The 20,390-nt window shown below is 71.3% G+C and carries 21 protein-coding genes; 12 read left to right on the top strand and 9 right to left on the bottom strand.

Going from position 1 to position 20,390, the window contains the following annotated elements:
* Positions 1-37: 37 nt before the first annotated feature.
* Positions 38-457 (bottom strand): MerR family transcriptional regulator, encoded by a 420-nt coding sequence (locus tag IE311_RS33435; protein WP_189835634.1) that lies wholly within the window; start codon positions 455-457, stop codon positions 38-40.
* A 128-nt stretch (positions 458-585) separates the two neighbouring features.
* Here IE311_RS33435 and IE311_RS33430 point away from each other — a divergent pair, with 128 nt between their 5' ends.
* Complete coding sequence (locus tag IE311_RS33430) at positions 586-2,586, top strand: APC family permease (protein ID WP_189835633.1); 2,001 nt, start codon at positions 586-588, stop codon at positions 2,584-2,586.
* Positions 2,587-2,620: 34 nt separating this feature from the next.
* Here the strand turns inward: IE311_RS33430 and IE311_RS33425 are convergent, their stop codons facing one another.
* On the bottom strand, positions 2,621-3,247 hold the full coding sequence (locus IE311_RS33425; RefSeq protein WP_189835632.1) for a hypothetical protein: 627 nt from the start codon (positions 3,245-3,247) through the stop codon (positions 2,621-2,623).
* A 230-nt stretch (positions 3,248-3,477) separates the two neighbouring features.
* Here IE311_RS33425 and hemL point away from each other — a divergent pair, with 230 nt between their 5' ends.
* From hemL to IE311_RS33385, 8 genes are all read left to right on the top strand, one after another.
* Entirely contained in the window at positions 3,478-4,824 is a 1,347-nt protein-coding gene (gene hemL, locus IE311_RS33420; RefSeq protein ID WP_189835631.1) for a glutamate-1-semialdehyde 2,1-aminomutase, read from the top strand.
* Entirely contained in the window at positions 4,821-5,549 is a 729-nt protein-coding gene (locus tag IE311_RS33415; protein ID WP_229902330.1) for a histidine phosphatase family protein, read from the top strand. Before hemL ends, IE311_RS33415 begins: the two co-directional genes overlap by 4 nt.
* Positions 5,550-5,757: 208 nt before the next feature.
* Positions 5,758-7,035 carry a polysaccharide deacetylase family protein gene (locus IE311_RS33410; RefSeq protein ID WP_189835655.1) on the top strand — a complete coding sequence of 426 codons (1,278 nt, stop codon included), beginning with the start codon at positions 5,758-5,760 and terminating at the stop codon, positions 7,033-7,035.
* Between the two features lie 98 nt (positions 7,036-7,133).
* Complete coding sequence (locus IE311_RS33405) at positions 7,134-7,739, top strand: TlpA family protein disulfide reductase (RefSeq protein WP_189835630.1); 606 nt, start codon at positions 7,134-7,136, stop codon at positions 7,737-7,739.
* 4 nt (positions 7,740-7,743) lie between these two features.
* Positions 7,744-8,481, top strand: a complete 738-nt coding sequence (locus tag IE311_RS33400) for a cytochrome c biogenesis CcdA family protein (RefSeq protein WP_189835629.1) — start codon at positions 7,744-7,746, stop codon at positions 8,479-8,481.
* Between the two features lie 5 nt (positions 8,482-8,486).
* Positions 8,487-10,214 carry a cytochrome c biogenesis protein ResB gene (gene resB, locus IE311_RS33395; protein ID WP_189835628.1) on the top strand — a complete coding sequence of 576 codons (1,728 nt, stop codon included), beginning with the start codon at positions 8,487-8,489 and terminating at the stop codon, positions 10,212-10,214.
* Entirely contained in the window at positions 10,211-11,293 is a 1,083-nt protein-coding gene (ccsB, locus tag IE311_RS33390) for a c-type cytochrome biogenesis protein CcsB (protein ID WP_189835627.1), read from the top strand. Before resB ends, ccsB begins: the two co-directional genes overlap by 4 nt.
* 37 nt (positions 11,294-11,330) lie before the next feature.
* Complete coding sequence (locus IE311_RS33385; RefSeq protein ID WP_189835626.1) at positions 11,331-11,864, top strand: SRPBCC domain-containing protein; 534 nt, start codon at positions 11,331-11,333, stop codon at positions 11,862-11,864.
* A 49-nt stretch (positions 11,865-11,913) separates the two neighbouring features.
* Here the strand turns inward: IE311_RS33385 and IE311_RS33380 are convergent, their stop codons facing one another.
* From IE311_RS33380 to IE311_RS33350, 7 genes are all read right to left on the bottom strand, one after another.
* Complete coding sequence (locus tag IE311_RS33380) at positions 11,914-13,461, bottom strand: ABC transporter substrate-binding protein (RefSeq protein WP_189835625.1); 1,548 nt, start codon at positions 13,459-13,461, stop codon at positions 11,914-11,916.
* Between the two features lie 2 nt (positions 13,462-13,463).
* Positions 13,464-15,524, bottom strand: a complete 2,061-nt coding sequence (locus IE311_RS33375) for a hypothetical protein (protein WP_189835624.1) — start codon at positions 15,522-15,524, stop codon at positions 13,464-13,466.
* A gap of 102 nt (positions 15,525-15,626) precedes the next feature.
* The gene (locus tag IE311_RS33370) at positions 15,627-16,313 is read right to left on the bottom strand and encodes a hypothetical protein (RefSeq protein WP_189835623.1); all 687 of its coding nucleotides are present in this window, start codon (positions 16,311-16,313) and stop codon (positions 15,627-15,629) included.
* An 85-nt stretch (positions 16,314-16,398) separates the two neighbouring features.
* Entirely contained in the window at positions 16,399-17,172 is a 774-nt protein-coding gene (locus IE311_RS33365) for a TetR/AcrR family transcriptional regulator (RefSeq protein WP_189835622.1), read from the bottom strand.
* Between the two features lie 108 nt (positions 17,173-17,280).
* Entirely contained in the window at positions 17,281-18,213 is a 933-nt protein-coding gene (locus IE311_RS33360; RefSeq protein WP_189835621.1) for an isopenicillin N synthase family dioxygenase, read from the bottom strand.
* Positions 18,206-18,658: a nucleoside deaminase gene (locus IE311_RS33355; protein ID WP_189835620.1), complete on the bottom strand. Its 453-nt coding sequence runs from the start codon at positions 18,656-18,658 to the stop codon at positions 18,206-18,208. The genes IE311_RS33360 and IE311_RS33355 overlap by 8 nt, the downstream gene beginning before the upstream one ends.
* Before the next feature lie 49 nt (positions 18,659-18,707).
* The gene (locus tag IE311_RS33350; protein ID WP_189835619.1) at positions 18,708-18,971 is read right to left on the bottom strand and encodes a GntR family transcriptional regulator; all 264 of its coding nucleotides are present in this window, start codon (positions 18,969-18,971) and stop codon (positions 18,708-18,710) included.
* 166 nt (positions 18,972-19,137) lie between these two features.
* On the opposite strand from IE311_RS33350, the gene IE311_RS33345 reads away from it, so the two are divergent.
* From IE311_RS33345 to IE311_RS33335, 3 genes are all read left to right on the top strand, one after another.
* The gene (locus tag IE311_RS33345) at positions 19,138-19,494 is read left to right on the top strand and encodes a hypothetical protein (RefSeq protein WP_189835658.1); all 357 of its coding nucleotides are present in this window, start codon (positions 19,138-19,140) and stop codon (positions 19,492-19,494) included.
* Positions 19,491-19,835, top strand: a complete 345-nt coding sequence (locus tag IE311_RS33340) for a hypothetical protein (RefSeq protein ID WP_189835618.1) — start codon at positions 19,491-19,493, stop codon at positions 19,833-19,835. The genes IE311_RS33345 and IE311_RS33340 overlap by 4 nt, the downstream gene beginning before the upstream one ends.
* A 350-nt stretch (positions 19,836-20,185) precedes the next feature.
* Positions 20,186-20,377 (top strand): hypothetical protein, encoded by a 192-nt coding sequence (locus tag IE311_RS33335; protein WP_189835617.1) that lies wholly within the window; start codon positions 20,186-20,188, stop codon positions 20,375-20,377.
* The last annotated feature ends 13 nt before the right edge of the window (positions 20,378-20,390 follow it).

The raw sequence follows: 20,390 nt of genomic DNA, 5'->3' as shown, positions 1-20,390 counted from the left end.
CCCGCACGGACCGAACCGGGGAGAAGCCGGCCGACGGTCAGGCCGGGGTCGTCGTGAGGCGGGTGCGGCGCAGCGAGTCGGCGAACTCCTCCGCACGGGAGAGCTGCGCCCGCAGCTCCGCGACCCGCTCGGCCGCGGCCTGTTCGTAGCGGCGGACACGGGCCAGGAGCCCGGCTCGTTCGTCCGGGTCGAGCTCCGTGTCCGTGCCCGCGCGCTCGGCGGCCAGCCGGTCCATGGCCGTGAGGAGTTCGCGGGTCTCGTCGAGGGTGAAGCCGAGCGGCTTCATCCGGCGGACGACCATCAGCCGGGACACGTCCGCGTCCGTGTAGAGCGGGAAGCCGCCCGGCGAGGCGGCGGAGGGAACGACCAGGCCGCTGTCCTCGTACTGCCGGATCGTGCGCAGGGGCAGTTCGGTCCGTGCGGCGACCTCGCCGATCTGCAGGGGCTCGCCGGTCATCCGCACTCCTCGTACTCCGCTCACGCGTCAGGGTCCTTCCTCGTACGGGGCTCCCACAGGGCGTACGGGGGCTCCCACAGGGCGCGGCTTCCGCGCATTACATACCATTCGTCCTAACTTCAGCACTTATGAGAGCTGGAAGTGCGGCGAAACGCCTGCTCGTAGGTCGTCCGTTGGACAGCGGCCGGCTCGGGGAGACCCTGTTGCCCAAACGGGTCGCCCTGCCGATCTTCTGCAGCGACCCGCTCTCCTCGGTCGCGTACGCCACCGAGGAGATCCTGCTGATCCTGGCCCTCGGCGGCCTCGCCGTGCTCCATCTGACCTGGTACGCGGCGGCCGGCATCGTCATCCTGCTGCTGGTGGTCGTCGCCTCGTACCGGCAGACCTGTTACGCCTATCCGGGCGGCGGCGGGGCCTATGTCGTCTCCGCGGAGAACCTGGGGCAGACCGCCGCGCTCACCGCGGCGTCCGCGCTGCTCATCGACTACGTGATGACCGTGGCCGTCTCCGTCGTCTCCGGGGTCGCCGCCATCACCTCGGCCGTCCCCTCGCTCGACGGGCACGCCGTGGCCCTGTCGGTGTTCTTCGTGGCCGTGCTCGCCTGGCTGAACCTGAGGGGAGTGCGCGAGTCGGGGCGCTGGTTCGCCCTGCCCACGTACGCCTTCATCGCGGTCATCTATCTGATGTTCGCGGTGGCCGCGGTGCGGATGGCGACGGGTTCGACGATCCGGGCCGAGTCCGCCGATCTGCCCGTCCACGCGGTCTCCACCTACTCGGGGATCGCCCTTGTGCTGCTCGCCCTGCGGGCCTTCGCCTCCGGCTGTACCGCGCTCACCGGCGTCGAGGCCGTCAGCAACGGCGTCCCGGCGTTCGCGAAGCCCAAGAGCCGCAACGCGGCCATGACGCTCGCGATCATGGGCGCGCTCTCCGTGACGATGTTCTTCGGGATCACCGTGCTGGCCATGGTCTACGAGGTCCATGTCGCCGAGGACCCCACCGAGCTCGGCCTCGCCCCCGGCACGCCGATGTCCACCGCGCTCGCCCAGATCGGACGGGCCACCTTCGGCGACTGGCACATCCTCTTCTACGTGCTCCAGGCCGTCACCGCGGGTGTCCTGATCCTGGCGGCCAACACCGCCTTCAACGGCTTCCCGATGCTCGCCTCCGTCCTCGGCCGCGACCGCTACGCGCCCCGCCAGCTCTTCCACCGCGGCGACCGGCTCGTCTACTCCAACGGCATCGTCCTCCTCGCGCTCGCCGCGATCCTCCTCATCGTCGCCTTCGACGCGGAGCTGACCCGCCTCATCCAGCTGTACATCCTCGGCGTCTTCGTCTCCTTCACCCTTTCCCAGGCCGGCATGGTCAAGCACTGGCGGCGAGAACTCGCCAGGCCCGCCGGCGCGGGAACCCGCGGCGGGCGGGCCGGGGGCGTCGACCGCCGCGGCATCCACCGCCGTCTGGCGATCAACGCCTTCGGCGCGTTCCTGACGGCGGTCGTCCTCGTCATCGTCCTCGTCACCAAGTTCACCCACGGCGCCTGGATCGTCGTCATCGCGATGCCGGTGCTCTTCGCCGGGATGAAGGGGGTGCGGCGGCACTACGACGCGGTGTCCGCCGAGGTCGCCGTCGGTCCCCTCGAGAGGCCCCGCGCGCTGGCCGAGAACCACGTCCTGGTCCTGGTGGCCTCGGTCAACGCACCCAGCCTCCGGGCCCTGTCGTACGCGAAGACCCTGCGTCCCACCTCGCTCACGGCCGTCACCGTCGCCGAGGACCCGGCGGACGCGGAGGTGCTCCGCGCGACCTGGGCGGCCCGCGGCATCGACGTACCCCTGCGAGTGCTCGGCTCCCCGTACCGCTCGATCGTCCAGCCGATCCTGCGGCACGTCAGGGAGGCGCCCGAACGGAAGGGGGACGCGGTGATCTCGGTGGTCATCCCCGAGTACGTGGTGGGGCACTGGTGGGAGCAGCCGCTCCACAACCAGAGCGCGCTGCGGCTCAAGACCCGGCTGCTGTTCATGAAGAACGTGGTCGTCATCGACGTGCCGTACCGGCTCGCCTCGGCCCGCGAGCTCGCCGCCGAGCGCGCGAAGGCGGCGGAGGCCGCGAAGGCGGGCGAGGACCGGACCTGACCGCGGGCCGGTCCTCCCCGGTGTTACCGGATCCCTACGGCCACACCAGGCAGTACGGCTGATGGCCCGCCTCGTGGAGGCGGACGGAGAAGTCCTGCCACTCGTGGAGCAGCTGGTAGACGTCGAAGGCGTCGCGCGGGCCTCCGCGGTCCGGGACCGTGGACCAGATGAAGGCCGCGGCACCGACCGACTCCTCGCCGATCGCACGGAGCGGGTCGACCACGGTCATCGGCAGTTTCACCACCGCGTAGTCCGGGTGGAGCACCACCAGTTCCAGCGGGGGCACCTTGTTCAGGGGCATGCCCTGGATGCCGGTCAGGACCATGGCCGCTATGGTCTCCGGCTTGATCTTGGTGAACATGCCGCCCATGCCGAGCTCGTCGCCGCCGAGCTCCTCCGGGCGCATCGAGATCGGGACGCGGGCCGCCGTGGCGCCGTCGGGCGCGCCGAAGTACTTGTACGTCACCCCCAACCGGCCACTCCCGCTTCCGGTGACCGGTTCTCCCGGGGAACCCGCTCTCCCGGGTGTGCCCGAAGTGCCTGGAGCGCCCGGATTCCCGGAGCTCGGGTCTTCGCTCCGCCGGCGCCGGTGCCTCCCCCGGCGGGCAGACTCCGGACCCAGATCGTCCGTCCCCTCGCCCGGTCCGCCACCGCGATGCATATCTCCACCCGACTGCTTTTTCTCGGCAACACGACCCCGCCGCGCAACCCGATCATCGTGTCAGTGACCTCCCCCACGTTCGTACGGTGAAACACCTGTCCGCAAGAACGCCGTGGCCTCTGACACCATGGATTCCGTGAGTCATCCCTATGACGCCCCAGTTTCGCAGACGCGGAGGGCGAACGCCCCGGCGTAATACCCAGGATGTCCACGCCGTCCCTCCGTTCCCGATGTCGTGCCCGAAGTCGTTCTCGCAGGTCAGGATCACAGTGCCGTATTCATACGAAGCCCCAGTCTCACAGACGCTTTTCGACCGCGCTTCCCTCGTGACGCCCGGCGGCGTGAACTCACCGGTGCGTGCCTTCCGGGCCGTGGGCGGAACGCCCCGGTTCATGGTGTCCGGTTCCGGTCCCTACCTCACCGACGCGGACGGCCGTGAGTACGTCGACCTGGTGTGCTCCTGGGGGCCGATGATCCTCGGTCACGCGCACCCCGAGGTCACCGCCGCGGTGCAGGCCGCCGTGGCCCGCGGCACCTCGTTCGGCACGCCCGGCGAGGGCGAGGTCGCGCTCGCCGAGGAGATCGTGGCGCGCGTCGAGCCGGTCGAGCAGGTGCGCCTCGTCTCCTCCGGCACCGAGGCCACGATGTCCGCGATCCGGCTCGCCCGCGGGTTCACCGGGCGTGCCAAGGTCGTCAAGTTCGCGGGCTGCTACCACGGCCACGTGGACGCGCTGCTCGCCGCGGCCGGTTCCGGTGTCGCCACCCTCGGGCTGCCCGACACGCCCGGCGTGACCGGCGCGCAGGCCGGGGACACGATCGTGCTGCCCTACAACGACCTGGAGGCCGCGCGGGCCGCGTTCGCCGCGCACCCGGGCGAGATCGCCTGTGTCATCACCGAGGCCTCTCCCGGCAACATGGGCGTCGTCCCGCCGGCGGAGGGCTTCAACCAGGGTCTGGCCGATCTGTGCCGGGAGAACGGCGCGCTGTACATCTCCGACGAGGTGATGACCGGATTCCGTACCTCGAAGGCCGGCTGGTACGGCGTCGACGGGGTGAAGGCGGACCTCCTGACCTTCGGCAAGGTCATGGGCGGCGGCTTCCCCGCCGCCGCGTTCGGCGGCCGCGCCGACGTCATGGGGCACCTCGCCCCGGCCGGGCCGGTCTACCAGGCGGGCACCCTCTCCGGTAACCCGATCGCGACCGCCGCCGGGCTCGCGCAGCTGCGGCTGCTCGACGACGCGGCGTACGAGAAGGTGAACGCGGTCTCCCAGGAGATCCAGGGCCTGGTCACCGGCGCGCTGGCGAAGGAGGGCGTGGCGCACCGGCTGCAGACCGCGTCCAACATGTTCTCGGTGTTCTTCACCGCCGACGAGGTGCGCAACTACGACGAGGCGAAGCAGCAGGAGGCCTTCCGCTTCAACGCCTTCTTCCACTCGATGCTGGCCGACGGCGTCTACCTGCCGCCGTCCGCCTTCGAGTCCTGGTTCGTCTCGGCCTCGCACGACGAGCGGGCGATCGAGCGCATCGCCGCCGCCCTGCCGGCCGCCGCCCGCGCCGCCGCGGAGGCGACGGCATGAGCGAGGGCATGAGCGAGGGCACGAGCGGCGCGACGAGCTCCCCGAAGAGCGACCAGGACATCACCGTCGTCCACCTGATGCGGCACGGCGAGGTGCACAACCCCGACGGTGTCCTCTACGGGCGCCGCGCCGGCTACCACCTCTCCGAGCTCGGCCGGCAGATGGCGGACCGGGTCGCCGAGCACCTGGCCGCCCGGGACATCACGTACGTCGTCGCCTCCCCGCTGGAGCGGGCGCAGGAGACGGCGATGCCGGTCGCCAAGACCCACGGTCTGGATCTGGCGAGCGACGGGCGGCTCATCGAGGCGGCGAACGTCTTCGAGGGCAAGACCTTCGGTGTCGGGGACGGGGCGCTGCGCAGGCCGGCGAACTGGAAGCACCTGACCAACCCGTTCCAGCCGTCCTGGGGCGAGCCGTACGTCGAGCAGGTCGTCCGCATGATGGGCGCGCTCGACGCGGCGAAGGACGCGGCCCGGGGGCACGAGGCGGTCTGCGTCAGCCACCAGCTGCCGATCTGGATCGTCCGCAGCTTCGTGGAGAAGCGCCGGCTCTGGCACGACCCGCGCCGGCGGCAGTGCACGCTGGCCTCGCTGACCTCGTTCACGTACCAGGGCGACAAGATCGTCTCGGTCGGGTACAGCGAGCCGGCCCGGGATCTCGTTCCGGCGCATCTGCTGGCGGGTGCGAAGCCGGTCAAGGGGAAGGCGAAGGCCTTCGGAGCGTAAGGCTCCGCAACGGGGGCCCCCCACTGGACAGCGCGGGAGTGCACGGTCCACAGTTCAGGGCGGTCGGGTGGTGTTCATGCCAACCGACCGCCCTGAAATTTTTGTGCGAATTCCCGGAACCTACGTGTTCCTCCCGGCATCTCACTCATTGTCGGTTTGGATGACGTTCAGGTCATACGTCAGCGCGAATGGGGATGTCATGCGCGGGATCAGTGGGATCAGTCGAAGGGGGCTGCTCGGAGCGGGCGTTGGTGCCGCGGCGGCGATGGGTATCGCGGCGTGCAGCACCGGCAATCAGGACAAGTCCGGACGTTCCGGTCCGGGCAAGGGAGGTGACGCCTCCTCGAACCCGAGTACGGCGACCCCGACCAAGGACGACGCACGGCCCATCGGCGACGGTTCCACCGCCGACACGGGAAAGCAGCCGCACCAGCCCGACGCCCCCGTCCCGCTCGAACCCGGCCAGACCCCGCCCCAGTTCGTGGTCTTCTCCTGGGACGGCGCCGGGGAGGTCGGCAACGGCCTCTTCCCGCGCTTCCTCGAACTCGCCAAGAACCACGACGCGGCGATGACCTTCTTCCTCTCCGGGATCTACCTCCTCCCCGAGTCGAAGGCGAACCTCTACCGCCCTCCGAACAACCGCGTCGGCGCCTCCGACATCGGCTACCTCACCGACGACCACATCAAGGACACGCTGAAGTACGTCCGGCAGGCCTGGCTCGAGGGCCACGAGATCGGCACCCACTTCAACGGGCACTTCTGCGGCGGCTCCGGCTCCGTCGGCAACTGGACCCCGGCCCAGTGGCAGAGCGAGATCGACCAGGCCATGAAGTTCGTCACCGAGTGGAAGACGAACAGCGGCTGGACCGACCTCGACCCGCTGCCCTTCGACTACTCCAAGGAGCTCGTCGGCGGCCGCACCCCCTGCCTCCTCGGCCAGGACAACCTGCTGCCCACCGCCAAGCGGCTCAAGTGGCGGTACGACGCCAGCTCGCCCGGTGGCCGGCAGACCTGGCCGACCAAGCGCCAGGGCATCTGGGACCTCCCCCTCCAGGCCGTGCCCTTCCCCGGGCACTCCTTCGAGGTCCTGTCGATGGACTACAACATGCTCGCCAACCAGTCGAAGAACACCACCAAGGGAATGCCCTCGCGCTACCCGGGCTGGCGCAAGCAGGCGACCGACGCGCTGCTCGGCGGCTTCACGCGCGCCTACGAGTCGAACCGCGCGCCCTTCTTCATCGGCAACCACTTCGAGCAGTGGAACGGCGGCATCTACATGGACGCCGTCGAGGACGCGCTCAAGGGAATGGCCGGGAAGAAGGACGTCCGGCTCGTCTCCTTCCGGCAGTTCGTGGACTGGCTCGACGTCCAGGACCCGGACATCCTCCAGAAGCTGCGTTCGCTGGAGGTGGGGGAGAAGCCGACCGGCGGCTGGAATACTTTCCTCAGGCCCGCCACGGCACCCTCGTCCACCCCGTCCGCATAGTCGGACGCCGTGTTCGCTTAGGCGATCTTGACAAGGGGCTTTACGGGCACGTAGGGGGGTGCCCAAGATCCCCCAAACGCCCATGCGAAACTTTTCACATGAGCCTTAGCCGTGCCCCTCGACGCACCCTGCTCGCCGTCGGAGTGCTGTCCGCCGCCCTCACGCTCTCGGCCTGCAGCGGCGACAGCAACGGCAAGTCGGGCGGCGGTGGCAACACCAACTTCGTCACCAACACGGGCGGTATCGCCACCGCGCCCCAGGGGAAGCGTGCCTCCACCGGCAAGCTCGCGGGCGAGACCCTCGACGGCAAGCAGCTCGACGTCGCCGACCTCAAGGGCAAGGTCGTCGTCCTCAACGCCTGGGGCTCCTGGTGCAGCCCCTGCCGCGCCGAGGCCCCGCACTTCGCGAAGGTCGCCAAGGACCTCAAGGGCAAGGGCGTCGAGTTCGTCGGGCTCAACACCCGCGACCCCAACAAGCAGCCCGCGATCGCCTTCGAAGAGGACTACGGGGTGCCCTACCCGAGCCTCTACGACCCGCAGGGCAAGCTGATCCTCTTCGGCTTCCCCAAGGGCACCCTCAGCCTGCAGGGCATCCCCTCCACCGTCGTCCTCGACAAGGAGGGCAAGATCGCCGCCCGCTCGCTCATGGCGCTGGACGAGGAGAAGCTCCGGTCGATGATCGAGCCCCTCCTCAAGGAGAAGTGAGCCGGTGAACGAGACGGTCACCAGCGGAGCCCTGCTCCTCGCCTTCCCCGTCGCCCTCCTCGCCGGCCTGGTCTCCTTCTTCTCGCCGTGCGTGCTCCCGCTCGTCCCCGGTTACCTGTCGTACGTGACCGGCGTCTCCGGCACCGACCTCGCCGAGAGCCGCCGCGGCCGGATGACCGCGGGCGCCCTCCTCTTCGTCCTCGGCTTCAGCGCCGTGTTCGTCTCCGGCGGGGCGCTCTTCGGCTACTTCGGGACGTACCTCCAGAAGTACAGCGACACGCTCAACCTGGTCCTCGGCGTGCTCATGATCCTCATGGGCGTCTTCTTCCTCGGCCTGATGCCCTGGTTCACCCAGCGCGAGTTCCGCTTCCACAAGAAGCCCGTCGCCGGTCTGGTCGGCGCGCCGGTCCTCGGCGCGCTCTTCGGCATCGGCTGGGCCCCGTGCATCGGCCCGACGCTCGCCTCGGTCAACGCCCTCGCCCTGGAGCAGGCCAGCGCGGGCCGCGGCGCGATACTCGCCTTCGCGTACTGCCTCGGCCTCGGCGTACCGTTCGTGGTCGCCGCCGTCGCCTTCCGCAAGGCGCTCGGCGCGTTCGGATGGGTCAAGAGGCACTACGTGTGGGTCATGCGGATCGGCGGCGGCATGATGATCGCCACCGGCGTCCTGCTCCTCACGGGCGCGTGGGACAACATGGTCGCCACGATGCAGGGCTGGTCCAGCGGTTTCACGGTGGGGATCTGAGTTCCATGAGCAAGACCGATACGACGGAGACCGAGCGCAGGGCCGACGAAGCGGCCGGCGCCCAGCTCTCCACGGCCCCCGTCGAGGACCGGGGCGAGAGCGTCATCGGCGGTCCCACCCTCGGGATCGTCGGCTGGGTCCGCTGGTTCTGGCGGCAGCTGACCTCCATGCGGGTCGCGCTGATCCTGCTCTTCATGCTGTCGCTCGGCGCCGTCCCCGGCTCCCTCATCCCGCAGACCGGCGTGGACGAGATCAAGGCGCAGGCCTTCAAGGACGCCCACGAGACGCTGACGCCGCTGTACGAGAAGCTCCAGTTCTTCGACGTCTACAGCTCCGTGTGGTTCTCCGCGATCTACATCCTGCTGTTCGTCTCCCTCATCGGCTGCATCGTGCCCCGCAGCTGGCAGTTCGTCGGCCAGATCCGCAGCCGTCCGCCGGGCGCCCCCAAGCGCCTCGACCGGCTCCCCGCGTACACGACGTGGCGCACCGGGGCCGAGCCCGAGCAGGTCCACGAGGCCGCGCTCACCCTCCTCAAGGGACGCCGCTTCCGCGCGCACACGGCCGGGAACGCGATCGCCGCCGAGAAGGGCTACCTCCGCGAGGCCGGCAACCTGGCCTTCCACGTCGCCCTGATCGTCATGCTCGTCGCCTTCGCCTGGGGCCAGCTCTTCAAGTCCGAGGGCGGCAAGCTGATCGTCGAGGGCGACGGCTTCTCCAACACGCTCACCCAGTACGACGACTTCAAGTCCGGCTCGCAGTTCGGCATCGACGAGCTGGAGCCGTTCAGCTTCAAGCTCGACGCCTTCGACGGCACGTACGAGAAGAACGGCCCGCAGCGCGGCACCCCGCGCACCTTCGAGGCGAAGGTCTCCTACTCCGAGGGCGGGGCCGACAAGAAGGCCGTCATCCGGGTCAACGAGCCGCTCAAGGTGGGCGACTCCAAGGTCTATCTGATCGCCCACGGCTACGCGCCCGCCGTCACCGTCAAGGACGGCAGCGGCAAGGTCGTCTTCCACGGCGCCGTGCCGCTGCTGCCCGTCGACAACAACATCACCTCCACCGGCGCCATCAAGGTGATGGACGGCTACCGCGACAAGAACGGCAAGAAGGAGCAGCTGGGTTTCCAGGCCTTCTTCGTGCCGACTTTCGCGGGCGCCGGCAAGGGCACGATGTTCTCGCAGTTCCCCGGTCTCGACTTCCCCGTCATGGCGCTCACCGGTTTCCACGGCGACCTGCGGGTCGACTCCGGACTTCCGCAGAACGTGTACCAGCTCGACAAGTCCAAGATGAAGCAGTTCACGGACGCGTCCGGCAACAAGCTCGCGCAGCGGCTGCTGCCCGGCGAGACCATGACGCTCCCCGGCGGCGCCGGCTCGATCACCTTCGAGAAGGACGTCAAGGAGTGGGCGAGCTTCCAGATCTCGCAGCAGCCCGGCAACGGGCTCGCCCTCACGGGCGCGATCGCCGCGATCGCCGGTCTGACCGGTTCGCTCTTCATCCAGCGGCGCCGGGTCTGGGTCCGGGCCGTGCGCGGGGAGGACGGCGTGACCGTCGTCGAGATGGCGGGCCTGGGCCGGAGCGAGTCCGCCAAGCTCCCCGAGGAGCTCGGCGACCTCGCGGTCGCGCTCACGGCGGACGCGCCGCCGGCACCCGAAGCCGATCCGGAAGACGTACCGGAACCCGCGGAAGAACCCGCAGAAGACCCCGCCCCTTCTGGAGAGGCCGACAAGTGATCCTCGCCGCCACGACCAACGAGAGCCTGGCGCGGATGAGCGACCTGCTCATCTACTCCTCGATGGCCGTCTACACCCTGGCCTTCTTCGCCCACATCGCCGAGTGGGTGCTGGGCAGCCGCAGCAAGGTCGGCCGCACCGCCGCCGCGCTGACCTCCCGCGCCCCGGCCGCCACCTCCGCCGTGACCGTCCAGGTCAAGAAGGCCGGTGGCACCGCCGTCCTGGAGAAGCCGAAGGTCGTCACCCGGTCCGCGGCCGGCTCCCGTGACGTGCCGGACGGCCCCGGTGCGGCCGGCGGCACCGTCAAGGGCGATCTGTACGGCCGTATCGCCGTCTCGCTGACCGTCCTCGCCTTCCTGGTCGAGGCCTCGGGCGTGGTCACCCGGGCGCTCTCCGTGCAGCGGGCCCCCTGGGGCAACATGTACGAGTTCTCCACCACCTTCTCGACGGTGGCGGTCGGCGCGTACCTCGGCTTCCTCGTCGCCAAGAAGAACGTGCGCTGGCTCGGCCTGCCGCTGGTCACGACGGTCCTGCTCGACCTGGGCATGGCCACCACCTGGCTGAAGACCCCCAGTGACCAGCTGGTCCCCGCGCTCGACTCGTACTGGCTGTGGATCCACGTCTCCACCGCGATCTTCTGCGGCGCGGTCTTCTACCTCGGCGCCGTCGCCACCCTGCTGTACCTCTTCCGCGACTCGTACGAGAACAAGCTCGCCGGCGGCGGCGACCCGGGCTCCTTCGCCCGCTCGGTGATGGAGCGGCTGCCGTCCGCGGCCTCGCTCGACAAGTTCTCCTACCGGGTCAACGCGGCCGTCTTCCCGCTCTGGACCTTCACGATCATCGCCGGTGCGATCTGGGCCGGCGACGCGTGGGGCCGCTACTGGGGCTGGGACGCCAAGGAGGTCTGGTCCTTCATCACCTGGGTCGGTTACGCCGCGTACCTGCACGCGCGCGCCACGGCCGGCTGGAAGGGGCGGAAGGCCGCGTACATCGCGCTCATCGCCTTCGCCTGCTTCCTGTTCAACTACTACGGCGTGAACATCTTCGTGAACAGCAAGCACTCGTACGCCGGCGTCTGAGCTGGCACCGGGCCCGTCCCGGGGTGACGCTTGAGGTATGAGCGAGATACCCCGGGGCAGGTGCGAGACCCACGACGGCGAACCGCATCTGCTGCGGTTCGCCGTCGAGCTGTCCCACCCCCTGCCCGACGTGTGGGACGCCGTCGCCACCCCCGAGGGCCTGGCGGGCTGGCTCTGCGTGGCGGACCCGCTGGAACCCCGGCTCGGCGGCCGGGTCGGCCTCCGCTGGCGGGGCGCCGGCACGCTGGTCCCGGGTCGGGTGACCGCCTGGGATCCCCCGTACGTGGCCGAGTACACGGTCGATCCGACGCACGGACGGATCCGGTTCCATCTGGAGCCGGGGACGTCCGGCGACGGCGGGTCGACCGTGCTGCGTTTCACCCACGAGACGCGGGCCGGCCGGGAGCAACGGCTGGACCGTCTCGCCGACTGGCACGACCACTTCGAGCTGCTGGTCGCGGCGCTGGACGGCGACCGCACCGACTGGGGTGCGTGGTCGTCCGAGCGGTGGGAGCAGCTGCGGAGGCTGTACGAGCGGGACGAGGCGCGCTGGCCCAAGTGGGAGCCGTAGGCCGAGGCCCCTCCGGGCCGAGCGAGCCAGGCCGTCTTCCGGGCACCCTCTAGCCCCGCTTCGGGGGCAGGCAGGCCGTGGTGGGCGGGCGGCCCTCCGGCCAGGCGATCTGGACGAAGCGCTGGGAGCCGTCCTGGGCCAGTTCCACGATCGGGACCGCCTTGTTGTACGGGTTGCCGTAGTTGTCCAGGCAGATCCAGCCGCTCGCGCCCTGCACCCGCAGCGAGCCCTTGACCTGCGGCCACTGGGTGACCACGTCCGCGAGTTCCGGGTACTGGGAGCCCTGGGGGGTGGCCTGGCGGATCGCGTGGACCGCCGTCGCCATCGCGTCGTACGCGACGATCGCCTGGCCGTCAGCGAGCGCCACCGGCTCCTTCGACGCGCGGGCGATGTCCGTCAGGAACGTCGAGTACGCCACCACCGAACCGCCCGTCGCCGGGACCTGCCGCCCGGCGGCCGGCCGCCAGGCGTCCGGGTGGGCGAGCGCCGCGTACCGCACGGTCAGCTTCGCCTTGAGGGCGTTCCGGTCGAGCTTCCGGTCCGCGCCCAGGTACGAGCCCTCGTCGCCGGTGAGGATCGTGAAGGCGCGGTCGACGCAGCCGCGCGCCCCGAGCGCGTTGATGAACTGCCGCAGCTGGGTGTGGCGGCCCGCGAAGAAGACCGTCTCGGCGCGGGTGTCGCAGATCAGATGGGTGATCTGGCGGAAGGTGTTGGCGGTGGTGCCCTCGTCGGTGGGGTCGGCGGGCGAGGTGAAGAGCTGCGGCTCGTAGGGCGCGCCCTTGAGGGAGGCGGCGAACGCGGCCTTGAGGGTGTCGGTGTAGTGGTCGCCGCTGCGGGTGTCCTGGACGAGGAGCGCCTTGGCGGCGTCGACCCGGCCGAAGTTCGCGAGGGCCTTGGCCTCGTCGCTGTTGGTGGGGGAGACCCGGGCGAGGCCGGGGTAGCGGTTGTGTCCGGGGCCGGGTCCGTTGGCGATGTCGTCGGCGGTGATGGTGGTGCCGACGACGGCGATCCCGGCGCCGGTGAGGGCGGCCACCGATTCGCGTACCTCGGTGGAGGAGGTGGCGACCCCGGAGACGGCCCGCAGCAGGTCGGGGGCGCCGGTCATGGCGACGAGCCGGTCGACGGTGCCGCGCCAGTGGGCGTTGTTCTTCCCTGTGTTGGCGAGGACGAGGCGGATCTTGGGGGTCTCGCTGTTGGACTCGTGGTTGGCCCGGTACTGGTAGGCGTACGCGCCCTGGATCTCGTGCAGGACCTTGACCCGCATGCCGCTGTCGGTGGAGGTCATCGGCAGGAGGACGGCGACGGTCGCGTACTCGCCGGCCTTCAGCGTGGCGTTCTCGGCGCCGATGGCACGGGCGACCTCGGCGAGTTCGGGGATGCCGAAGGCATGGCCGTCGCCGTTGACGCCGACGCATTCGGAGCTGCCCTCCGGGCGTTCGACGCCCGCCGCGCAGGAACGGTCCTCCGGGGTGGTGAGCCGGGCGATGCCGTACCCGCCGAGGCCGAGGACGACGGCGGCGGCGACGACGGAGGCGACGAGCTTCTGGCGGGGGGTGCGGACGCGGCGCCGCAGCCGGTCGAGCGGTCGGTCGGGCATGCTCAGACTCCGTCCTCACGGCCCGGCGGCAGCGAGAGCTCCCGCCAGGCACGGATGTCGCGCGGCCAGTGGGTGGCCGCGTCCCAGAGCGAACCGCTGCCCGTCAGATGACGGCCGGAGAGCCGGCGCAGCTCGTGCGCGAGCCGGTCGGCCACCTCGTCGTCGGGCAGTGCGAGCGGATCGGTCAGCAGCCATACGGCGTGCAGCAGGCGCCGTACGGACAGGTGGAGTTCGGTGGTGTCGGCGTCGAGACCGGGCGGGAGGTCTCCCGGCGGCCCCTGGCCGAGGGCGAGCGCCCTGCGCGGGTCGGGCCCGGTCCGGTTCCGCTCCCGGGGGTGGGGGGCGGCGCCGATGAACCGCAGCCGTCCCAGCCAGCCGAGGACGTCCTGCTCGGGGAAGGTGACCCGCAGATGGGTGACGGCCTCCTCGGTGCGGCCGAGCGCCAGATCGTGGTGGAGCCGGTACGGGCCGGGCTCGGGGCCGTAGTGCCGGTGCAGGGTCTCGTGGACCGCCCGCCAGGCCGTGTAGCGGGGGTCGTCGCCGTCCTCGAAGCGGAGCCGGTGCAGGAGCAGGGCACGCAGGAGGGGATCGGCGACGAAGTGGCCCGGGCCCTCCTGCCAGTCCTCGGAGCGCAGCTGGTCGCGGACGCGCAGCGCCACGTCCCCGTCCAGGGACTCGCCCTGGAGCCGGGCGTGGGCGAGCATCCGGGCCGACTCCTCGTCGTGGGCGGCGGCGAGCACGGCGTACGGGCCGGGGCGGCGGACCGGGAGGAGTTCGGCGAGGAGGGTGGGGGCGACGGGCACCGGCGGGGCGTCCTCGCGCACTTCCACGGTCAGGTCGAGCAGTCCGCCCGGGGTGAGGCCGGCCCGCAGCTGCTCCGGGGCCTCTCCGGCCGCCCGCCCGAGGAGTGCCACACCGAGGGGACGTCCGCCGGTCAATCGGTGGACCGCGCGGGCCAGTTCGGCGGGTATCCGGCCGGTGGGGTCGTGGCGGTCGAAGGCCGAGCGGGTCTGGGAGGGGGAGAGCGGGGTCAGCTCGACGGCGAGGATGCCGGAGCCGACACGGGTGTCGCGCGGGCAGGGCGCCCGGTGCGCGGTCTCCGGCAGCCGGGTGCGGGTGGCGTGTCTCAGCCCCTCGTGCTCGCGGACCCGGGAGGTGGCGAGGACGACGGCCCGGTCGCGGCGGCCCTCGGCACGGGCCCGCAGAATCGGTTCGACGAGCTGCCGGCCGAGTGGCTCGTGGGCGTTGTCGAGGAGGACGAGGGGACGGCCGATCCGGCCGCCGCGCCGGATTCCGACGTACGGGTGGAGCAGGTCCTCGGTCAGGGCGCCGACGAGGAAGCCCTCGGCCTCGGCGCGCCGCCGACCGCCCTGCTCGAAGTCGATCGCGAGCTGCTGGAGACCGGCCTTGCCGCGCCCGCCCGCGTTCCGGTAGGTGCCGTACCAGGCCTCCGAGGCGCGCTGCAGACGCCCGAACACCTCCTCCAGGACGGTCTCCACGGTCGCCTCGGCGAGCAGCCCGGCGAGCGGGACGGTGGCCTCGGCGAAGGTGGCCGCCAGCTTGGCGAGGACCTTGCCGACCCAGTGGGTGGCGGCGCCCCTGGTCGGGTCGACGGTCGCCAGCAGCGGGCCGAGCCGCTGGAGGTCGCGGCGGGCCCGCTCGTCGTCCTCCTGGGACCAGCCGAGCGAGGCGACGGCCACCAGACCCAGCGACAGCCGGGGGAACCTCACGGGCCGGGCCCCGAGCACCTTCGGCGACAGCTGTACGGCGAGCTCGGAGAGCGCCCCGGTGAGCGGGGTCCAGCCGGGGCCGTGGTCGGCGGGCGGCTCGATGTGCGCGCAGTCGAGGAGGGCGAGCGGGGTGTATCCCCGGTAGCGGTTGCGGACCTCCTTGAGCAGGGCCGTCTTCCCGGTGCCGCGCCCGCCGGTGAAGACGGTGACCGGTGGGTCGTCGCCGTGCTCGAACGGCACCCGGGAGGCGCCGTGCTTCGTGAGGCCGCTGAGGCGCGCGACCAGTCCGGCATCGTGCAAGGCCGCCTCGCGGCCGTACAGCTCCCTGTCCACGAACCGTCACCCCCGTCACAGTCAACTCAAGGATATCGACGGTGTGTTGGGAAAGCGGTCGGCTTTTCGGGTCTGCTGTCGAGTCGTTGCGAAGGCGTGTCCTCAGGCCAGGCGTGCGCCGTGCCGCGGCGGCGTCGGCGGCCGGTGCCGGGAGGAGCGCGGCCTGACCGCGATACCGACGGCCAGGGCCCAGTAGACGACCAGCGCGGCGGTCAGGGCGGTGTTGCCCCAGCCGACGGCGCTGTAGAAGTCGGCGGCGTCCGTGCCGAAGAACAGGGACGGCACGAAGGCGATGTTGACGAGCGCGACGGCATGGGCGAGGCGTCCGGTCCAGCGGGGCAGTACCCCGCTGCGCAGGATCGCGTATCCGGCGGCGGCCAGCAGGATCGCCGTCAGGAGTCTGGCGACCGATCCGTGCAGCAGCATGTTGGCGTGGGCCAGTGTGCCGTCGACCGTCGGGTCCAGTGTCCCGTCGGGATGTTCGAGGACGGTGCCGGCCTCGATCGACGCGGCGACCAGGGTGACGACGACGTACGCCAGTCCGGAGCCGAACACCAGGCTCGCGAGCCATTCGTAGCCGGCGCCCGCGGTGCGGATCAGATGGCGCAGCCCGGTCAGGAAGACCAGGAGGGCGCCGCAGGTGAGGATGTTCAGCAGGATTCTGGCGAGGACGTTCGAAGCGGGCGGCGCTCCGGAGTACACGAAGTAGAGCGGGACACCGACCGCGGCGAGTAAGCCGGCGGCGATGCCGCAGACGCTCATCAGCCGTCGTACGGAGATGTCGTTCATGTCGTTCTTCCTTCCGTCGTAGGAGAGTTGGCGCGGCTTGGGGTTCGGCCCGGGGTTCGGCGCGGGGTTCGATCCGGGCTTCGGCTCAGGACGTGATCCGGGCCTCGATGCCGTCGAGCAGGAACTCCATCCCGTGGCGGACGATCGGCGTCACATCGCCGTCCTCCGCCTCGTCGAGGCCTTCCTCGCCCGCGAGCGAGTACAGGGTGGGGAAGCGCGCCGGGTCCAGGCGCCGGGCCAGGACCTCGCCGTACGCGGCGGCACCCGCGGGGTCGAGCTCCGTGGCCACCCGTGCCAGATCGCGCACGGCACTGGACACGAACGTGGCGACCGGGATGAGTTCCCGGCGGTCGAGGCCGGACCGGTGGAGGGGGCTGAGGAGCGCCTCGAACCAGGCGAGTTCGTTCGGCCCGACCGGCGCGCTCAGGGTGGGGGCGCGCAGCATCCACGGGTGGCCGAGATAGAGATTCCACAGCGCTTCCACCCATGCCTCGACCTCGGTGCGCCAGGGTGTGGCAGGGGAGCCGGGGGAGGGCGGGGGTGGCGTGGGGGGTCGGCCCGTGGCGGCGTCGGTCATCGCGGCGACGAGCTGGTCCTTGCCGGGGATGTGGCGGTAGAGCGCCATCGCGCTGCAGCCCAGCTCGGAGGCGACGCGCTGCATCGAGAGCGCGTCCAGTCCCTCGGCGTCGGCGACGGCGACGGCGGTGTTCACGATCAGCCGGACGCCGAGCCGGGGGCGGGTCTCCTCGGCGCGCTCGGGATGTGCGGGGTCGGCACGCCACAGCAGGTCGGCGACCGCGCTCAGGTCGGTCGAGCCGGTGGAGCCGGTGGGGCGGGCGGAACGATCTGCGCGAGGCATGGACCTCTCCCGTGGGCAGGATCATCGCATCAGGTTTACGCGATAAACATAGCGTACGACATAAACATCGGCTCATGGGTGTGCTGAAGCGGCCGAGTGCGGGGGGCGTCAGTCCGTGGCGATCGCGTCGAGCTGGGCCCGCAGATATCCGTGGGACTCGATGCCGTGGATCGTCGTCCCGGGGGTGCACTCGTAGAAGTACACCAGCGACATCAGCTCCTCCGCGGGTGCGTCGGCCGGCGGGGGCAGCACCCGGTGGCGTCCCGAACGCCACCGCCCACCGGTCCAACCGGCCATCAGATCACCGATGTTGACGGTGAAGGCGGCGGGATCGTACGGGGCGTCCTGCCAGCCGCCGGCGTCGGTGAAGACCTGGAGCCCGCCCTTGCCCGCCTCCCGGTCCAGGACGGTCACCGTGCCGAAGTCGGTGTGCGGGCCGATCCGGAACTGGCCCGGCTCCGGGTCGCCGGTCCGCTCCCGGCCGGGGTACCAGTTGATGTTGAAGCCGAAGGTGGGGTGTCCGGTGTGCCGGGTGAAGAAGTCCCGCTCCTCGCCCAGCGCCACGCCGAGCAGGTCCAGGACCCGGTCCGAGAGCTCCTTCATCCCCGCCAGATACGTCTCCACCAGCGGCTTCAGCTCGGGCACCTCGGCGGGCCAGCTGTTCGGCAGGAACCACTCGGCGTCGACGGCCGGGTCCCCGGTCGGCTCGTCCGCCGCGAAGGAGAGCGACTCCTTCAGGTCGGGCGGGGTCACTGTGCCCTCCGCGTACCCGTTGGCCTCCGCGCCGGGCCCGAGCCAGCCCCGGCCGCCGACCCGCACCGCGTACCGCTCCTTGACCTCCGGCGGGAGGTGGAAGAAGCGCCGGGCGACCGCCCGGATCTCGGCCCGGAGCCCCGGGTCGACACCGTGGCCGGTCACCAGGAGGAAGCCGGCCTCGCGCAGGGCGCGGTCGACGGCGGGCAGCTGCGGGTCGGTGGCGCGGGCCAGATCGATCGTGGGCAGGCTCGCCGTACCGCCCGCTCGGCTCGTCGACTCACTCATCGCCGATGTCCTCGTTCCACAGAGCCGGCTGTTCGGCGATGAACTTCCGCATCAGCGCGGTGCATTCGGGGTCGTCGAGCACGAGGACCTCGACCCCGTGCTCCGCCAGCCAGTCGTGCCCGCCGTGGAAGGTCTCCGCCTCCCCGACGACCACCCGGGAGATCCCGAACTGCCGCACCAGACCGGAGCAGTACCAGCAGGGCGAGAGGGTCGTCACCATCGTCGTCCCCCGGTACGAGCGCTGCCGGCCGGCGGCCCGGAAGGCGGCGGTCTCCGCGTGCGTCGACGGGTCCCCGTCCTGCACGCGCCGGTTGTGCCCGCGCCCGAGCAGCGCGCCGTCCGCGCCGTACAGCGCGGCCCCGATCGGGATCCCGCCCTCGGCGAGCCCGGCACGAGCCTCGGCGACGGCGGTCGCGAGCCATCTGCGGGCCTGTTCCTGGTCCATGCGGGGAGCCTTCCCCGCCGGGCCGTCGGTATCACGTGGGAAGCGGGGGCTACGCCTCCGGCGAAGGGGTGTCCTTTGCGTCGGTGGGGGTGACGTAGGAGCCCTTGCCCGGAACCGTGTAGATCAGCCCGCGCTCCCGGAGTTCGCGCATGGCCCGGCGGCCGGTCAGCACGGCGATGCCGTACTCCTCGGCGAATCGGCCGGGTGTGGGGATCACCCGGTCAGGGGCGTACTCCCCGGTCGCGATCTTCGCTGCGATCACGTCGGCAAGCTGCATGTACAGCGGGCGTCCCGACTTCGGGTCAAGGGTCATGGTCCAACGCTAGATAGTCATACAAAGGCACGTTTGGGTGGCTCTAGCTACATCGTGATGCATCACGGTGCATCACGCACTACGGTGTGGGCACGAACGGAAGACCCCGGCGACCGCTGCAACCGGCCCCGGGGCATGGCCACCAACTACCAACGGAGTTGATGACGTGCGGAACCCTATCGCGCGAGTACTGGGCCGGGCCTGGATCCCGCTTCTCCTCTGGCTGCTCATGCTGACCCTGCCGCCCACCGGCAGGCACCGGCCCCGGCCGGTCGCCCACCGCTCACCCCGGCCCCGCCCCTCCGCGGCCCCCGCGCCGCGCCATCGCGTCCCGACCCGGCGCTCTCCGTACGCCCGGGAGCAGACGACGCTCCTCGACGGCGCTCGGTCGCCCCTGGAACGGCCCTACCTCGCGGCGGCCTCGGCTCGGGCCGTGCAGCGGCGGCGCCGGCGGGCGTTGTGGTTCGCGACGGTCGGGGTCGATGTCGACCAGCGGAACATCCACGCCGGGAGTGCCCGATGAGCCGCTGCGGGGCGCGACGGTCCGTGTTCGCCGTCGCGGACGTGGTACGGGCGGTGTGGGGCGGTTCGGTCTGCGTGCTCGCCGTCGGGCACGACGGCCACCACCGCGACCGGGCCGGTGACGGCTGGTGGGTGACGCCGGAGATCGCCGACGCCGTGAGTCTGTCGCTGCTGACCCACGCGCTCACGACCGAGCCCGAGCCGGAGTTCACCTCACCGCGCTGCACGGTCGGCCGCCACGACCGCTGCCGGGACCACGTGCCCCGCGACAGCGGCGTGCAGGGGGTCCGTCATCTCGTGTGCGCGTGCCCCTGCCACCAGGCGCCGCCCACCCTGCCCTGACGTCCTCGTCACGTCCGTGAACCCGGCCTGCCGGTGGATCTCCGGCCGGCGGCCGGGCCGGCTGTCCGAGCGGGCCCCGGGGCCGGCATGAAGCGTGTGAGCACGGAACTCCCTGGGCCGGAGCGGCCCGTGAGTCGCCCACCGTTGCCGACAGAGCAACGTCAGGCATCGGGTGTCCCACCGCTCCGGTCCATTCGCGCGCCGGTGGAACGGTCCACTTCTCCGCCGATCGGCTGAGGCCCGGGGCCGTACCGGCCGGGTGCGCGGGGGGACGGGCGGCGGGTGGGCTTGGCTTGCGGGTGCTCCGCCGTCGCGCGGGGCGTTTCCGTCGTTCTACCGAGAGGTCCTCCATGCGTTCCCTGCTGACCGCCCTCGCCACCGGTGCCCTCGTCCTCGGCGCCGCCGGTGCCGCCTGCGCCGACGTGTACGTCGAATACGAGCCGGAGACCTCGCACACCGTCGTGTTCGGCGACTGGCTCCAGTTCGCCCACGACGACGTCTTCAACGCCGGCCACGACAACACCGTCGGCTCCGACAACTGACGCCCCCCGATCG

The organism is Streptomyces zaomyceticus, assembly GCF_014656215.1.
Lineage (GTDB): Bacteria > Actinomycetota > Actinomycetes > Streptomycetales > Streptomycetaceae > Streptomyces > Streptomyces zaomyceticus.
This window is presented reverse-complemented; position numbering and strand designations above follow the sequence as displayed.

Bases quoted from the DNA above. Each gene is read 5' to 3' on its own strand.
- IE311_RS33435 (WP_189835634.1), bottom strand. From the start codon at position 457: ATGACCGGCGAGCCCCTGCAGATCGGCGAGGTCGCCGCACGGACCGAA.
- IE311_RS33430 (WP_189835633.1), top strand. From the start codon at position 586: ATGAGAGCTGGAAGTGCGGCGAAACGCCTGCTCGTAGGTCGTCCGTTG.
- IE311_RS33425 (WP_189835632.1), bottom strand. From the start codon at position 3,247: ATGCATCGCGGTGGCGGACCGGGCGAGGGGACGGACGATCTGGGTCCG.
- hemL (WP_189835631.1), top strand. From the start codon at position 3,478: ATGTCGTGCCCGAAGTCGTTCTCGCAGGTCAGGATCACAGTGCCGTAT.
- IE311_RS33415 (WP_229902330.1), top strand. From the start codon at position 4,821: ATGAGCGAGGGCATGAGCGAGGGCACGAGCGGCGCGACGAGCTCCCCG.
- IE311_RS33405 (WP_189835630.1), top strand. From the start codon at position 7,134: ATGAGCCTTAGCCGTGCCCCTCGACGCACCCTGCTCGCCGTCGGAGTG.
- resB (WP_189835628.1), top strand. From the start codon at position 8,487: ATGAGCAAGACCGATACGACGGAGACCGAGCGCAGGGCCGACGAAGCG.
- IE311_RS33385 (WP_189835626.1), top strand. From the start codon at position 11,331: ATGAGCGAGATACCCCGGGGCAGGTGCGAGACCCACGACGGCGAACCG.
- IE311_RS33380 (WP_189835625.1), bottom strand. From the start codon at position 13,461: ATGCCCGACCGACCGCTCGACCGGCTGCGGCGCCGCGTCCGCACCCCC.
- IE311_RS33370 (WP_189835623.1), bottom strand. From the start codon at position 16,313: ATGAACGACATCTCCGTACGACGGCTGATGAGCGTCTGCGGCATCGCC.
- IE311_RS33365 (WP_189835622.1), bottom strand. From the start codon at position 17,172: ATGCCTCGCGCAGATCGTTCCGCCCGCCCCACCGGCTCCACCGGCTCG.
- IE311_RS33360 (WP_189835621.1), bottom strand. From the start codon at position 18,213: ATGAGTGAGTCGACGAGCCGAGCGGGCGGTACGGCGAGCCTGCCCACG.
- IE311_RS33355 (WP_189835620.1), bottom strand. From the start codon at position 18,658: ATGGACCAGGAACAGGCCCGCAGATGGCTCGCGACCGCCGTCGCCGAG.
- IE311_RS33350 (WP_189835619.1), bottom strand. From the start codon at position 18,971: ATGACCCTTGACCCGAAGTCGGGACGCCCGCTGTACATGCAGCTTGCC.
- IE311_RS33340 (WP_189835618.1), top strand. From the start codon at position 19,491: ATGAGCCGCTGCGGGGCGCGACGGTCCGTGTTCGCCGTCGCGGACGTG.
- IE311_RS33335 (WP_189835617.1), top strand. From the start codon at position 20,186: ATGCGTTCCCTGCTGACCGCCCTCGCCACCGGTGCCCTCGTCCTCGGC.